General features: G+C 70.9%; 9 protein-coding genes and 4 pseudogenes. 6 read left to right on the top strand and 7 right to left on the bottom strand.

The annotated features are described in order from the left end of the window. Positions 1 to 115: 115 nt before the first annotated feature. Positions 116 to 4,302 (top strand): annotated as a pseudogene (locus LJB71_RS10420) (DEAD/DEAH box helicase); the annotation flags it as partial. A 261-nt stretch (positions 4,303 to 4,563) separates the two neighbouring features. Here the strand turns inward: LJB71_RS10420 and LJB71_RS10415 are convergent. Continuing rightward, a pseudogene (locus tag LJB71_RS10415) lies at positions 4,564 to 6,757 on the bottom strand (M3 family metallopeptidase). A 141-nt stretch (positions 6,758 to 6,898) separates the two neighbouring features. Here LJB71_RS10415 and LJB71_RS10410 point away from each other — a divergent pair. After that, positions 6,899 to 7,381, top strand: coding sequence for a glutathione peroxidase (locus LJB71_RS10410; RefSeq protein WP_259304137.1), 483 nt, complete (start codon positions 6,899 to 6,901; stop codon positions 7,379 to 7,381). Positions 7,382 to 7,487: 106 nt separating this feature from the next. Further along, the gene (locus tag LJB71_RS10405; RefSeq protein ID WP_259304136.1) at positions 7,488 to 7,787 is read left to right on the top strand and encodes a hypothetical protein; all 300 of its coding nucleotides are present in this window, start codon (positions 7,488 to 7,490) and stop codon (positions 7,785 to 7,787) included. A 24-nt stretch (positions 7,788 to 7,811) separates the two neighbouring features. On the opposite strand, the pseudogene LJB71_RS10400 reads toward LJB71_RS10405, so the two are convergent. After that, positions 7,812 to 8,605, bottom strand: a pseudogene (locus tag LJB71_RS10400) (ferredoxin--NADP reductase). 107 nt (positions 8,606 to 8,712) lie between these two features. Here LJB71_RS10400 and LJB71_RS10395 point away from each other — a divergent pair. Then, a complete protein-coding gene (locus LJB71_RS10395; protein WP_259304135.1) occupies positions 8,713 to 9,255 on the top strand; it encodes a DUF488 domain-containing protein in 543 nt (180 codons plus the stop codon). On the opposite strand, the gene LJB71_RS10390 is transcribed toward LJB71_RS10395, so the two are convergent. Together LJB71_RS10390 and LJB71_RS10385 are read right to left on the bottom strand one after the other, a co-directional pair. Further along, complete coding sequence (locus tag LJB71_RS10390) at positions 9,247 to 9,543, bottom strand: PQQ-dependent sugar dehydrogenase (protein WP_259304134.1); 297 nt, start codon at positions 9,541 to 9,543, stop codon at positions 9,247 to 9,249. The two genes, LJB71_RS10395 and LJB71_RS10390, sit on opposite strands and share 9 nt — an antisense overlap. A 106-nt stretch (positions 9,544 to 9,649) precedes the next feature. Beyond that, positions 9,650 to 10,246: a PQQ-dependent sugar dehydrogenase gene (locus LJB71_RS10385; RefSeq protein ID WP_259304133.1), complete on the bottom strand. Its 597-nt coding sequence runs from the start codon at positions 10,244 to 10,246 to the stop codon at positions 9,650 to 9,652. 264 nt (positions 10,247 to 10,510) lie between these two features. Here LJB71_RS10385 and LJB71_RS10380 point away from each other — a divergent pair. Then, positions 10,511 to 12,032, top strand: a pseudogene (locus LJB71_RS10380) (fumarate hydratase). Then, positions 12,029 to 12,424 carry a hypothetical protein gene (locus tag LJB71_RS10375; RefSeq protein WP_259304132.1) on the top strand — a complete coding sequence of 132 codons (396 nt, stop codon included), beginning with the start codon at positions 12,029 to 12,031 and terminating at the stop codon, positions 12,422 to 12,424. Before LJB71_RS10380 ends, LJB71_RS10375 begins: the two are co-directional and overlap by 4 nt. A 27-nt stretch (positions 12,425 to 12,451) precedes the next feature. Here LJB71_RS10375 and LJB71_RS10370 read toward each other — a convergent pair whose 3' ends face one another. From LJB71_RS10370 to phbB, 3 genes are all read right to left on the bottom strand, one after another. Beyond that, positions 12,452 to 12,952, bottom strand: coding sequence for a DUF456 domain-containing protein (locus LJB71_RS10370; RefSeq protein WP_259304131.1), 501 nt, complete (start codon positions 12,950 to 12,952; stop codon positions 12,452 to 12,454). A gap of 75 nt (positions 12,953 to 13,027) precedes the next feature. Further along, positions 13,028 to 13,474 (bottom strand): hypothetical protein, encoded by a 447-nt coding sequence (locus tag LJB71_RS10365; protein ID WP_259304130.1) that lies wholly within the window; start codon positions 13,472 to 13,474, stop codon positions 13,028 to 13,030. A gap of 48 nt (positions 13,475 to 13,522) precedes the next feature. Continuing rightward, on the bottom strand, positions 13,523 to 14,263 hold the full coding sequence (gene phbB / locus LJB71_RS10360; protein ID WP_259304129.1) for an acetoacetyl-CoA reductase: 741 nt from the start codon (positions 14,261 to 14,263) through the stop codon (positions 13,523 to 13,525). Positions 14,264 to 14,275: the final 12 nt, after the last annotated feature.

Raw genomic sequence — 14,275 nt, 5'->3', positions numbered from 1 at the left:
CGTCGCAGGCGTTGCGACGGCCGGCGTGCAGGCTGCGCCGATGCCCGCCCAGTTGCGCATTGCCTACGTGCATCCCGTTCAGGCGCCTGCCGCCGGTGCAGCGGATAATCCGCGCATGGCCGTTCACCCCGTGCTCGCGGCGTTCCACCCGGCGGTGGCCGGCTGGTTCGCGCGCCGCTTCCCCGCGCCGACCCTGGCGCAGCAGCAGGCATGGCCCGCGATCCGTGCCGGCGGCGACGTGCTGGTGGCGGCCCCGACCGGCGCCGGCAAGACCCTGACCGGCTTCCTCGCGGCGCTGGACGGCCTGGTGCGCGAGGGCCTCGCGCACGGGCTGCCGGACGCCACCTGCGTGCTGTACGTCTCGCCGCTGAAGGCGCTGTCCAACGACATCCACCTCAACCTGGAGGCGCCGCTGGCCGGGATCGCCGGGGAGCTGGCGCGGCTGGGCCTGCCGGAGGTGCCGATCCGCACCGCGGTGCGCACCGGCGACACCCCGGCCGGCGAGCGTACGGCGCTGCGCCGGCATCCGCCGCACGTGCTGGTGACGACCCCGGAGTCGCTGTACATCCTGCTCAACTCGGCCTCGGGCCGGGCCATGCTGGGCGGGGTGCGCACGCTGATCGTGGACGAAATCCACGCCCTGGTACAGAGCAAGCGCGGCAGCCACCTGGCGCTGTCGCTGGCGCGGCTGGACGCGCTCACCGGCCGCCGCGTGCAGCGGATCGGGCTGTCGGCCACCCAGAAGCCGGTGCAGGCGGTGGCGCGCTTCCTGGCCGGGGCGGCGCCGCTGCCGACCATCATCGACATCGGCCACGACCGCCCGCGCGATCTGGCGCTGGAGCTGCCGCCCACGCCGCTGGAGCCGGTGATGTCGCATCCGCAGTGGGCGCAGGTGTACGCGCGCATCGCCGCGCTTCGCTAGCGCGCACGCCACCACCCTGGTGTTCGTCAACACCCGGCGCATGGCCGAGCGCACTGCCCGGCATCTGGCGGAACTGCTGGGCGAGCAGCAGGTGGCCGCGCACCACGGCTCGCTCGCAAAGAGCTGCGGCTGGACGCCGAGCAGCGGCTCAAGCGCGGCGAGCTGAAGGTGCTGGTGGCGACCGCCTCGCTGGAGCTGGGCATCGACATCGGCGAGGTCGAGCTGGTTTGCCAGATCGGCTCGCCGCGCAGCATCGCCGCCTTCCTGCAGCGGGTCGGACGCTCCGGCCACCACGTCGGCGGCGTGCCCAAGGGCCGCCTGTTCCCGACCAGCCGCGACGAGCTGCTGGAATGCGCGGCGCTGCTGGACGCGGTGCGGCGCGGCGAGCTGGATGCGCTGCGCATGCCGCGGGTGCCGCTGGACGTGCTGGCGCAGCAGATCGTGGCCGAGGTGGCCGCGCGCGACTGGGACGAGGACGCGCTGTATGCCTGCCTGCGCAGCGCGTATCCGTATGCGGAGCTTGCGCGCGAACGCTTCGACGCGGTCGTGCGCATGCTGGACGAAGGCTTCGCCAGCCGCTACGGCCCGCGCGCGCGCTACCTGCACCGCGACGCCGTGCAGCGCGTGCTGCGTGCGCGCAAGGGCGCGCGCCTGGTCGCCACCCAGTCCGGCGGCACCATCCCCGACCTCGGCGACTACAGCGTGGTGCTGGAGCCGCAGGGCCTCACCATCGGCAGTGTCACCGAGGATTTCGCGATCGAGAGCCTCGGCGGCGACGTGTTCCAGCTCGGCAACGCCAGCTACCGCGTGCTGCGGGTCGAGGCCGGCGTGCTGCGGGTGGAGGATGCGCAGGGCCAGCCGCCGAGCATTCCGTTTTGGGTCGGCGAGGCGCCCGGGCGCACGGACGAGCTGTCGATCGCGCTGTCGCGCCTGCGCGCCGGCCTGCAGGCCCGGCTGGAGCAGGGCGGCGCGGCGGAGGCGGCGGCCTGGCTGCGCGATGACATCGGCCTGCCATTGGAGGCGGCGCAGCAGATCGCCGATTACGCGGCGGCGCAGCTGGCCGGGTTCGGGATGCTGCCGACCCGCGGGCATATCGCGCTGGAGCGCTTCTTCGACGAATCCGGCGGCACCCAGCTGATCATCCATTCGCCCTACGGCAGCCGCATCAACAAGGCCTGGGGCCTGGCCCTGCGCAAGCGCTTCTGCCGCAAGTTCAACTTCGAGCTGCAGGCGGCGGCGACCGAGGACTGCATCCTGCTGTCGCTGTCCACCAGCCACAGCTTCCCGCTGATCGAAGTGATCGGCTACCTGCATTCCTCCAGCGCGCGCGAGGTGCTGGTGCAGGCGCTGCTGGATGCGCCGCTGTTCCCCGCGCGTTTCCGCTGGAATGCCGCGACCGCGCTGGTGTTGCCGCGCGTTTCCGGCGGCCGCCGGGTGATGCCGCAGCTGCAGCGGATGAAGGCCGAGGACCTGATGGCCACGGTCTTTCCCGATCAGGTGGCGTGTCTGGAGAACATCGTCGGTGAGCGCCAGGTGCCCGACCATCCGCTGGTGGCGCAGACCCTGGACGACTGCCTGCGTGAGGCGATGGACGTGGACGGCTGGCTGGCCCTGCTGCGCGCATTGGAGGAAGGCCGGGTGCAGGTCACCGCGCGTGACCTCACCGGCCCGTCGCCATTCGCCGCCGAGGTGCTGGGCGCGCGTCCGTACGCCTTCCTCGACGATGCCCCGCTGGAGGAGCGCCGCACCCGCGCGGTGGCCGTGCGCCGGTTCGGCCTGCCCGAGCAAGTGGACGATCTGGGCCGGCTGGACGAAGGCGCGATCGCCGCTGCGCGCGAGGACGCCTGGCCGCAGGCCGCGCATGCGGATGAACTGCATGCGGCGCTGGGCGATCTGGGCGTGCTCACTGCGGACGAGGCCGAGGCCAGCGGCTGGCCGTCGCTGCTGCAGGCGCTGGCCGCGCAGGGGCGGGCGGCCGCACTGGCGACCCCGGGCGGCGTGCGCTGGGTGGCCGCCGAGCGCCTGCCGCTGCTGCGCGCGCTGCATCCGGAGGCCGCCTGCACGCCGCCGCTGGCGCTGCCGCCCGCGCTGGCGCGCGACTGGCCGCATGCGGACGCGCTGCGCGAGCTGGTGCGCGCGCGGCTGTCGGCGCTGGCGGTGACCGACGCGCAGGAACTGGCGGCGGGCCTGGCGGTGCCGGTGGCCGAGGTGGAGCTGGCGCTGCTGGCGCTGGAACAGGAGGGCTACGCCCTGCGCGGCCGCTTCGCGCCGCAGGCACGGGCCGAGCAGTGGTGCGAGCGCACTTTGCTGGCGCGCATCCACCGCCATACCGTGGCGCGGCTGCGGCGCGAGATCGAGCCGGTCGCGGTGCGCGACTACGTGCGCTTTTGTGCGACTGGCAGTGCCTGACACCTGCCACCCGCCTGCGCGGGCCGGAGGCGCTGGCGCGGGTGCTGGGGCAACTGGAAGGCTTCGAGGCGCCGGTGTTGGCGTGGGAGGCCGAACTGCTGCCGGCGCGGGTGCAGGGCTATGACCTGGCCTGGCTGGATGCGCTGTGCGGCAGCGGGCGGATCGCCTGGGCGCGGCTGCGCGCCGGCGGCGAGGCGCTGGTGCGGGCGGCGCCGCTGGTGCTGCTGCCGCGCCCGCAGCTGGCGCGCTGGAGCCGGCTGGCCGCGGGCCAGCCGGAGCCGGAATCGCCGCCATCCTCGCGCGCGCAGCGGGTGGAGGCGGCGCTGCAGGCGCATGGGGCGCTGTTCTTCGACGAGCTGCGGCAGGCCTGCGGCCTGCTGGAGACCGAGCTGGAGGAGGCGCTGGGCGAACTGGTAGCGCGCGGGCGGGCGGGCTGCGACAGCTTCGCCGGCCTGCGCGCGCTGCTGCTGCCGGCCAGCCGGCGCGCGCCGCGCTTCGCCCGCCACGGCCGTCGCGCCGCGCTGCGCGGGATCGCCGACGCCGGCCGCTGGGCGCGGGTCGCGCCGGCGCTGGGCGGGCTGCAGGATCTGGACCCGCAGCAGGCACAGGCCGACTGCGAGCATCTGGCGCGCGTCCTGCTCGCGCGCTGGGGCGTGGTGTGCTGGCCGCTGCTGGCGCGCGAGGCGCCGTGGCGCCGCCGCCGTGGCGCGCGTTGCTGCGCGAGTATCAGCGGCTGGAGGCGCGCGGCGAGATCCGCGGCGGGCGCTTCATCGCCGGGGTGGCCGGGCCGCAGTTCGCGCTGCCGGAGGCGCTGGCCGGGCTGCGTGCGGTGCGCGCGTGCGCCCGACGGCGGGCTGCTGGTGGTGTCCGCGGCCGACCCGCTGAACCTCGCCGGGCTGTTGCTGCCGGGCGAGAAGGTGCCGCGCCAGCCGGGCGCGCGGCTGCTGCTGCGCGATGGCGTGGTGATCGCCACCCAGATCGGCGGGGCGTTCGCGGCGCGCGAGGCGCTGGCGCCGGACGCGCTCGATGCGGCGCGCCACGCGCTGCGGCGGGAGCCGGGCGCCACCTCGTTGCCGGCACCGGGATCGCGCCCGCAGGCCGATCCGCTCGGCCTGCATCGCTGACGGGCGGGTGCCGGCGGCCACGTTTGCACCGCCACGCCGTGCTTTGCCGATGCGGATACGCGAACGCCGCCCGCAGGCGGCGTTCGTGGTGTCGTGCTGACGGGTGACTTACTTGTTATCCAGTCCGCGCTGTTCCAATAGCGGTTCGATCGTGGGCTCATGGCCGGCCAGGTTCGGGAACAGACGATCCGGCGCGATCTCGCCGCCCGGCGCCAGCACCTTCTCGCGCACGCGGTCGCCGTTCTCGCGGGTCAGGCCGCCATGCTCGCGGATCCACTTGCTGGTGTTGGCCGCCAGCACTTCCGACCAGATGTAGGCGTAGTAGCCGGCTGCGTAGCCGCCCATGATGTGGCTGAAGTAGGGCGTGCGATAGCGCGGCGGCACCGGCGCGTAGTCGAAGCCGTCGGCCTTGAGCGCGCTGGCCTCGAACGCCATCACCCCGGAGGCGTCTGGGATCTGCTCCAGCGGCAGCTGGTGCCAGCGCTGGTCGAGCATCGCGGCCTCCAGGTACTCGGTGGTGGCGAAGCCCTGGTTGAACTTGGACGCGGCGATCACCTTGTCCAGCAGTTCCTTCGGCATCGGCGCGCCGGTCTGGTAGTGGCGGGCGTAGTGCGCCAGTACCTCCGGCCAGTCGGCCCACATCTCGTTTACCTGCGATGGGTATTCCACGAAGTCGCGCGGCACGTTCATCGAGAAATACGGGTAGCGCACATCCTGGAAGAAGCCGTGCAGGGCATGGCCGAACTCGTGGAAGGCGGTGGTGACCTCGTCCCAGGTGAGCAGGGTGGGCTTGCCTTCCGACGGCTTGGGGATGTTCAGGTGGTTGGCGACCACCGGCTGTTCGCCCAGCAGCTTCGACTGCGCGACGTAGGTGTTCATCCATGCGCCGCCGCGCTTGGAGGCGCGCGCGTACGGGTCCCAGATGAAGATCGCCAGCGGCTTGCCGTCGCGGTCGAACACCTCGTAGGTCCAGGTGTCGGCACGGTACTTGGGCAGGTCGGTGCGTTCCTTGAACGTCAGCCCGTACAGCTTGTTGGCGGCGTAGAACACGCCGTTTTCCAGCACGCTGCGCATTTCGAAATAGGGCTTGAGCTGGCTTTCGTCGAAGCTGTAGCGGGCCTTGCGCACCTTCTCGCTGTAATAGGCCCAGTCCCACGGCTGCAGGGCGAAGCCGGGCTGGCCGGCGGCCTTCTGCCCGGCGTCGATCATCGCCTGCAGGTCGGCGCCCTCGCGACGGGCATTGGCCACCGCCTTCGGCGCCAGCTGGCGCAGCATCGCGTTGACGTTGTCCTGGTTGCCGGCGGTTTCGTCGGCCAGCACGTAGTTGGCGTAGGTGTCGTAGCCCAGCAGGCGCGCGCGCTCGGCGCGCAGTTTCAGCACCTGCGCCACCACGCCGGTGTTGTCCCACTGGTTGCCGCGGCTGCCGCGCGCCACCGAGGCATCAAAGATGCGCTGGCGCAGCGCGCGGTCCTGCAGTTGCGCCTCCACCGGCTGGCCGGTGGTGTTGAGCAGGGCGATCACGTACTTGCCCGGCAGGTTGCGCGCCTTGGCGGCTTCGGCGGCGGCCGCGATCTGCTCCTCGCTCATCCCGGCCAGCTGGGCGCGGTCGTCCACCACCACCGCGGAGGCGTTCACCTCGGCCAGCACGTTCTGGTTGAAGCGGGTGTCCAGGGTGGATAGATCGGTGTTGATCGCGCGGATGCGCGCCTTCTGGGTTTCGTCCAGCGCGGCGCCGGCGCGCACGAAGTCCTGGTAGCGCTTCTCCAGCAGGCGACGGTCCACCGCGTCCAGGCCGAGACTGTCGCGCGCGTCGTACAGGGTCTTGATCCGCGCGAACAGCTTGGGGTTCAGCGCAATGGCGTCGGCGTGCGCGGAGAACTTCGGCGCGTACTCGGTCTCGAGCTTCTCGCGCGCATCGTTCTTGTCGGTGGCGACCAGGTTGAAGAACACGCTGGTGGCCCGGTTCAGCACCTGGCCGCTCTTCTCCATCGCCACGATGGTGTTCTCGAAGGTGGGCGGCGCCGGGTTATCGGCGATCGCCGCCACTTCGCGCAGTTGGATCGCCATGCCGGCGTCGAACGCGGGCGCGAAGTCGCTGTCCTTGATCTTGTCGAACTGCGGGTAGTGCATCGGCAGCGGGCTGGGCGCGGCGAACGGGCCGCTGTAGGCGATGGCGGGCATCGGGGCCTCCGGCTTCTTCTTGTGCTGGACGGTCTTCTGGGCGGCGAGGGCGGGATCTTGCGGGCGTGGCCATCGCGGCGGCCACTGCGAGCGCGAGTGCGCAGGCGATCGGACGGGTCATGGGCTTCTGGTCGTGGGCATCGGTGAACCCGCATTCTAGTCGATGCGGCAATGGCCGGCCTGGGGCAGCGATCGCACGCGGGGCTGCATCGGCCTGCGATTGCGCGCACAATGGTGGAAGGGGTCACAACGGAGTCGGATCATGCCGACCGCATTCGAGTTCGAGGCCGTCGATCTGGACGGCCAGGCGCAGCCGTTGGCGCAATGGCGCGGCAAGGTGCTGCTGATCGTCAATGTCGCCAGCAAGTGCGGCTTCACCCCGCAGTACCAGGGGCTGGAGGCGCTGTGGCGGAAGTACGGGCCGCGCGGGCTGGTGGTGCTGGGCTTTCCGTGCGACCAGTTCGGTCACCAGGAGCCGGGCGATGCCGAGGAGATCCGCCGCTTCTGCTCGCTGACCTACGATGTCAGCTTCCCGATGTTCGCCAAGGTCGAAGTCAACGGCGGCAATGCCCACCCGCTCTGGAAATGGCTGAAGGCCGAGAAGGGCGGGCTGCTCGGGATCGATGCGATCAAGTGGAACTTCACCAAGTTCCTGGTCGGGCGCGACGGCCGCGTGCTGCGCCGCTACGCCCCGACCGATGCGCCGGAATCGCTGGCGGCGGAGATCGAGGCGGCCCTGGGATGAGCACCTGGCGCACCGACGGCAACGGCTACCGGCTGGAGTTCGAGTTCCAGCCGCCGCTGCTGACGGTGCACCTGCGCGGCATGGTATCGCCGAGGCCAACCTGGCCGTGACGACCGAATACTGGCGGCAGATCGCGCGGACCGTGCGTGAGGTCGGCGCCGGGCAGCTGCTGGTGCTGGACGAGCTGCCGGGTGAGGTCATGAGCGATGCCGAGCTGCTGCGCTTCTTCGACAGCCTGGCCGGGCTGGGGCTGGAGGCGGTGCAGATCGCCTATGTCGAGGCGCGTCTGGACCAGGTGGCGCGGATCGAATACGCACAGCTGCTGGCGCAGGAGCGCGGCTATCGGGTGCGCACGTTCGCCAACGAGCCGGAGGCGCGGCTGTGGCTGCGCTACGGCGGAGCCTGAGCCGGCGATGCGCCAGCGCGGCGGTCACTTCTCCACGAAGGCGCGTTCGAACACGTATTCGCCGGGGCTGCCGATCCGCGGCGAGGCCGTGAAGCCGCGGCGGTCGAGGATGGCGCGGAAGTCGGCCAGCATCTGCGGGCTGCCGCAGATCATGGCGCGGTCGAAGGCGGGGTCGAGCGCGGGCAGGCCGAGATCGGCCGCGATCCGGCCGCTGTCGAGCAGCTCGGTGATGCGCCCGCGCTGCAGGCGGCCCTGCCAGTAGAAGTCCTCGCGGCTGACCGCCGGGTAATACAGCAGCCTGGCGCGGATCTCCTCGCCCAGGTATTCATGGCACTGCAGGCCGCGGCTGAGGTAGTCGCGGTAGGCCAGGTCCTGCTCGGTGCGCACGCCATGCGCCACGATCACCTTCTCGAAGCGTTCGTAGGTGGCTGGGTCCTTGATCACCGACACCACGGCGCCAGCCCGGTGCCGGTGCCCAGCAGGTACAGGTTGCGCCCGGGATGCAGGTCGCTGATCAGCAGCGTGCCGGTGGGCTTGCGGCCGATCAGCAGGGTATCGCCGGGCTTGATGTGCTGCAGGCGGGAGGTCAGCGGGCCATCGGGCACCTTGATGCTGAAAAACTCCAGCTCTTCTTCCCAGTTTGCGCTGGCGATGGAATAGGCCCGCATCAGCGGCTTGCCGTCCACCTCCAGGCCGATCATCACGAACTGGCCGTTGTCGAAGCGGAAGCCATCGTCGCGGGTGGTGGTGAAGCTGAAGTAGGCGTCCGTCCAGTGGCGGACATCGAGCACCGTCTCGGTGCCGAAGGGCGAGGCCATGCGCGTGGGGTTTGTTCCGAGTAGCCGCCCATTTTACGCGGCGGCGCAGCACGGTGTTTGATCCGGAGCAAACCAGGCGTGGATGGGAGCGGTGGCATGATGCCGGCATGGACGCCACCGGCACGCTCTGGACCATCGGCCATTCCACCCGCCCATGGGACGTGTTCGTGGGCATGCTGGGCGAAGCCGGCATCGCCGTGCTGGCGGATGTGCGCCGGTTCGCCGGCTCGCGCCGCAATCCTCGGTTCTCCCGCGATGCCATGCCGCCGGCGCTGGCAGCGGCCGGCATCCGTTACTGGCCGCTGCCGGCGCTGGGCGGGCGGCGCAAACCTGCGCGGGATTCCCCCAACACTGCATGGCGGGTCGAGGCGTTCCGCGCCTACGCCGACCACCTCGCCGATCCCGATTACATCGCCGCGCGTGACGCGCTGATGGCGACCGCGCTGCGGGCGCCGACCTGCGTGATGTGCGCCGAGGCGGTGTGGTGGCGGTGCCATCGGCGGTTGATTTCCGACGATTTCGTCGCCCGCGGCTGGACCGTCCTGCACCTGCTGGGGCCCGGCAACGTCCAGCCGCACCTGCTCAATCCCGATGCGGTGATGGTCGATGGCGTGCTGCGCTACCCGGGCCCGCCGCCTGCGCTATTTTGACGCGGCCGGCGGCGTCAGCCGCAACAGGCAGCCGTCGGCGGCATCGGTCAGTACATAGACCCGGCCGTCGTCGCCCACGCGTACGTCGCGGATGCGCCGGTGCAGGCCGGTCAGCAGGCGCTCTTCGCCGAGGATGCGCTCGCCGTCCAGGCGCAGCCGGATCAGGCGCTGCCCGGCCAGGGCCCCCAATAGCAGGCTGTCGCTCCAGGCGGACTGCGGGTGCCCGGTGTAGAACGCCAGCCCCGAAAGCGCCGGCGATTGGGCCCAGACGTGGTACGGGCGCTCCATGCCGGGCGCCTGCGTCCGCGGGTTTCCGGGTAGGGCAGGCCGGTCGAATAATCCACGCCGTCGCTGATCAGCGGCCAGCCGTAGTTCTTGCCGGCCTCGGGGCGGTTCAGCTCATCGCCGCCGCGCGGGCCATGCTCGCTTTCCCACAGTCGCCCGGTGCGCGGATCGACCGCCAGCCCCTGGCTGTTGCGGTGGCCGTAGCTGAAGATTTCCGGGCGCGGTCGGCGCGGCCTGCGAACGGATTGTCGGGCGGGAGGCTGCCATCCAGGTTCAGGCGCACAAGTTTGCCTTGCAGGACCGACAGATCCTGGGCCAGCGCTTTCTGGTTGCGCTCGCCCTGGCTGATGAAGACATGGCCCTGCCCGTCGAAGGCGATGCGCGCGCCGAAGTGCTGGTCGCCCCCCAGCTTGGGTTGCTGGCGGTAGATCACACGCAGCCCGGACAGCCTTTCGCCGTCCAGCCGGGCGGTTGCGACCGCGGTGCCGGCGGTGTCGTCCGGCCCCGGTTCGGCATAGCTGAGCCAGAGCCTGCGGTTGTGCGCGAACTCCGGGTCGAGCACCACGTCGAGCAGGCCGCCCTGGCCGCGGGCATGCACGGACGGTACCCCTGCCAGCGGTGGCGACACCTGGCCAGTGGCGGCGATCCGGCGCAGACGGCCGGGGCGTTCGCTGACGAGAAACGTGCCATCGGGCAGCAGGGCCACCGCCCAGGTGCTCGAGGCCGCAGGCCAGGGTCTCGATCCGCAGCGGGCCTTCCGGCGTGGCCTCGGTCAGGGCGGGGAGCCGGCGCGGCCGGTCTGGCGCAGGCGGCCAGAGCCAGGCACAGGAGGGCGGGCGGGGCGCGGCGGAACATGGCGGCCTCCAGATGGGCGGGGATGTGGCCATCATCCCGCAGTCGCGCGCCGCCGTCCGCCGCGGGCGAAAGGGCGGGGCGGCTATAATGCCGCTTTCCTCGCATTGCCTTCGCCGTGACCACGATCCAGCAGGACGATCTCATCCAGTCGATAGCCGACGCGCTGCAGTACATCAGCTACTACCATCCGGTCGATTACATCCAGAGCCTCGCCGCCGCCTGGGAGCGCGAGGAATCCCCCGCGGCCAGGGATGCGATGGCGCAGATCCTGATCAACTCGCGCATGTGCGCGGAGGGGCATCGGCCGATCTGTCAGGACACCGGTATCGTCACGGTGTTCCTGAAGGTGGGAATGGACGTGCGCTGGGAGGGCTTCACCGGCTCGCTGGAGGATGCCGTCAACGAGGGCGTGCGCCGCGCCTACAACCATCCGGACAACAAGCTTCGGGCCAGCGTGCTGGCCGACCCGGCGGGCAAGCGGCTGAACACGAAAGACAACACGCCCGCGGTGATCAACGTCTCGATCGTGCCGGGTGACACGCCTCGACGTGATCGTCGCGGCCAAGGGCGGCGGCTCGGAGGCCAAGAGCAAGTTCGTGATGCTCAATCCGTCCGATTCGATCGTGGACTGGGTGCTCAAGACCGTGCCGACCATGGGCGCCGGCTGGTGCCCGCCGGGCATGCTCGGCATCGGCATCGGCGGCACCGCCGAGAAGGCGATGCTGCTGGCGAAGGAGTCGCTGATGGAGCCCATCGACATCCAGGCGCTGATCGCCCGCGGCCCCAGCAACCGCATCGAAGAGCTGCGCATCGAGCTGTACGAGAAGGTCAACGCGCTAGGGATAGGCGCCCAGGGCCTGGGCGGGCTCACCACGGTGCTCGATGTGAAGATCAAGGATTACCCGACCCACGCCGCCAACCTGCCGGTGGCGATGATCCCCAACTGCGCCGCCACCCGCCACGCGCACTTCACGCTCGACGGTTCCGGCCCGGTGGCGCTCGGCTCGCCGTCGCTGGAGCACTGGCCGACGCTGACCTACAGCCCGGCCAGCGCGCGCCGGGTGAACCTGGACACCCTCACCCGCGAGGAAGTCGCCCGCTTCCAGCCAGGCGAGGTGCTGCTGCTCAGCGGCAAGCTGCTGACCGGGCGCGACGCCGCGCACAAGCGCATCGTGGACATGCTCAACCGCGGCGAGCCGCTGCCGGTCGATTTCAAGGGGCGTTTCATCTACTACGTCGGTCCGGTCGATCCGGTGCGCGACGAGGTGGTCGGCCCGGCCGGCCCCACCACGGCCACCCGCATGGACAAGTTCACCGAGCAGGTGCTCAGCGCAACCGGGCTGCTGGGCATGGTCGGCAAGGCCGAGCGCGGGCCGGCGGCGATCGAGGCGATCCGCAAGCACCAATCCGTCTATCTGATGGCGGTGGGCGGGGCCGCCTATCTGGTCTCGAAGGCCATCCGCGCCGCGCGGGTGGTGGCATTCGAGGATCTCGGCATGGAGGCGATCTACGAGTTCGAGGTCAAGGACATGCCGGTGACGGTGGCGGTGGACAGCCGCGGCACCTCGGTGCACGAGACGGGGCCGCGCCAGTGGCGCGAGAAGATCGGCAGGATCCCGCTGGATGTGCTGGCTTGAATGCGGTGCAGCTGATCCAGGGCGAGGGCTTCAAGCTCCGCCTCGTCCGCGAAGCCGGCTATCTGCACGCGCGGGTGTATGACGGCACCGATTCGCTGCAGGTCTCGTCCGCCTACTGGGCCTTGCTCGGGCAGGCCTGCCGCGAGGCCGGCATCGACCGCCTGCTGGTGGAGGAAGAACTGCACGAGTCGGTGGACATGGCCGAGATCGAGCAGGTGATCCGGGTGATGGTGGAGGCGGGAATGGCCGGGATCCGGCTGGCCTTCGTCGAGCTGCTGGACGATCTGCCCGGCAACGAATACGGCGAGATCCTGTGCCGCGAGCATGGCATCCACGGACGCACCTTCACCGACGTGGCGCTGGCCCGCAACTGGTTGCTGTACGGAGATTGAGCGCGCGCCGGCGGCCTAGAACCACCACTAGAACCACCACGCCAGCGCGAACACGCCCAGCATCGCGAAGGCCAGCGCCAGCTTGAGCGCGGCGCCCAGCGCCAGCCCCAGCCAGGTGCCGGCGCCGACCTTGCCGGCCGCGCCGAGATGCTGCGGGTGCAGGCTGCGCCGGTGCAGCAATTCGCCGCCCAGCGCCCCAGCGAATGGCCCCAGCAGCAGTCCGGGCAGGCCGAAGAACAGCCCGACCACGGTGCCGAGGGTGGCGCCCAGCATGGCCAGCCGGCTGGCCCCGACCCGGCGCGCGCCGTGCGCGGTGGCCCACAGGTCCACCAGCAATGACAGTAGGGTCAGTCCGCCCAGCGCCAGCAGCGGCCACAGCCCGACATGCCGGAACCCGTCGGCCCAGGCCGCCAGCAGCAGCCCGGCGAACACCAGCGGCGCGCCGGGCAGCACCGGCAGCAGGGTGCCGGCCAGGCCCGCCAGCACCAGCACGGCCGCCAGCAGATAGAGCGCGACGGGCAGGCTCATGCCGCTGGCGTGGTCGGGCGCGTGGCCGGGCGATAGGGCGGCCGGATCACGGTCCGCGGTGCGCCGGGCATGCGCTCAGTTCTTGAAGTCGCGGTGGCAGGTTTGGCAGCCGTCGCCCAGCGACTTCATGGTGCCGGCCAGGCTTTCGCAGCTCAGCGGCGGCGCCGAGATGGCCTTGTCGGCGGCGGCGCGCATGCCGGCAGCGGCGGTGCGGAAGCGCTCGTCGTCGCGCAGGTCGGGGAAGGCGGCCTCGAGGTCGGTGCCCATCGTGCGCAGCGCCTGCAGGTGCGGCAGCACGTCGGTGGCGGTGCAGCGGTTCTGTTCCAGCGCGGCCTTCAGCTGGCCCATGTGCCAGGCCTGGACTTCCATCAGCGCCTCGGGGAAGTGATTCTTGCGGGCGTTGATCGCGCGCAGGATCATCACCGTGGCCACGGCGCCGATCACCAGACCCAGCACCAGCAGGAACAGATAGCGGCCGGCGTTGGACTTGCGGGCGGGGGTCTCGGGAGCGGGAGTGGACATGCAGCCTCCTTCTTAGGATGGGGAAACGGGCGGTGGGCGCCGAGAACCTTACCAGCCCATGTGGTGACCGCCGTTGATGTCGAGATTGGAGCCGGTGATCCAGCCGGCCTGCTCGTCCACCAGGAAGGCCACGCCGTGGGCGATTTCCTCCGGGGTGCCGAGGCGGCCGGTGGGGATGTCGGCGATGATCTTGGCGCGCACCTCCTCCGGCACGGCCATCACCATGTCGGTGGCGATGTAGCCGGGCGAGATGGTGTTCACGGTGATGCCGTTGCGGGCGTTTTCGCGCGCCAGCGAGATGGTGAAGCCGTGCATGCCGGCCTTGGACGCCGCGTAGTTGGCCTGGCCGTACTGGCCCTTCAGGCCGTTGATCGAGCTGATCTGGATGATCCGGCCCCACTTGCGCTCGCGCATGCCCTCGATCACCGGGCGGGTGACGTTGAAACAGGAATTGAGGTTGGTGTTGATCACCTCCATCCACTGGTCGGCCTTCATCCGGTGGAAGGTGCCGTCGCGGGTGATGCCGGCGTTGTTGACCAGGATGTCGATCGGCCCCAGCGCCTGCTCGACTTCGCGCACCATCGCCGCCGCTTCCTCCGGCGAAGTGACGTCGCCGCGGGCGATGAACACCTCGCAGCCCGCGTCGTGCATCTTCTGCTGCCAGGCGCGCGCCTTTTCCTCGTTGCGGTAGTTGGTGGCCACGCGGTGCCCCATCGCGGCCAGCCGCTTCACGATGGCGGTGCCGATGCCGCCGGTGCCACCGGTGACCAATGCAACCCTGGACGTCATGCCGTGCTCCTT

The organism is Thermomonas sp. S9 (assembly GCF_024704365.1).
Taxonomy (GTDB): Bacteria; Pseudomonadota; Gammaproteobacteria; order Xanthomonadales; family Xanthomonadaceae; genus Thermomonas.
Note: the sequence above shows the minus strand (reverse complement) of the source record. Positions and strands in the feature narration are given on the sequence as shown.

Excerpts from the sequence above, each read along its gene's own strand:
- LJB71_RS10395 (WP_259304135.1), top strand. The coding sequence starts at position 8,713 with ATGGACGCCACCGGCACGCTCTGGACCATCGGCCATTCCACCCGCCCA.
- LJB71_RS10365 (WP_259304130.1), bottom strand. The coding sequence starts at position 13,474 with ATGTCCACTCCCGCTCCCGAGACCCCCGCCCGCAAGTCCAACGCCGGC.
- LJB71_RS10410 (WP_259304137.1), top strand. The coding sequence starts at position 6,899 with ATGCCGACCGCATTCGAGTTCGAGGCCGTCGATCTGGACGGCCAGGCG.
- LJB71_RS10370 (WP_259304131.1), bottom strand. The coding sequence starts at position 12,952 with ATGAGCCTGCCCGTCGCGCTCTATCTGCTGGCGGCCGTGCTGGTGCTG.
- phbB (WP_259304129.1), bottom strand. The coding sequence starts at position 14,263 with ATGACGTCCAGGGTTGCATTGGTCACCGGTGGCACCGGCGGCATCGGC.
- LJB71_RS10390 (WP_259304134.1), bottom strand. The coding sequence starts at position 9,543 with ATGGAGCGCCCGTACCACGTCTGGGCCCAATCGCCGGCGCTTTCGGGG.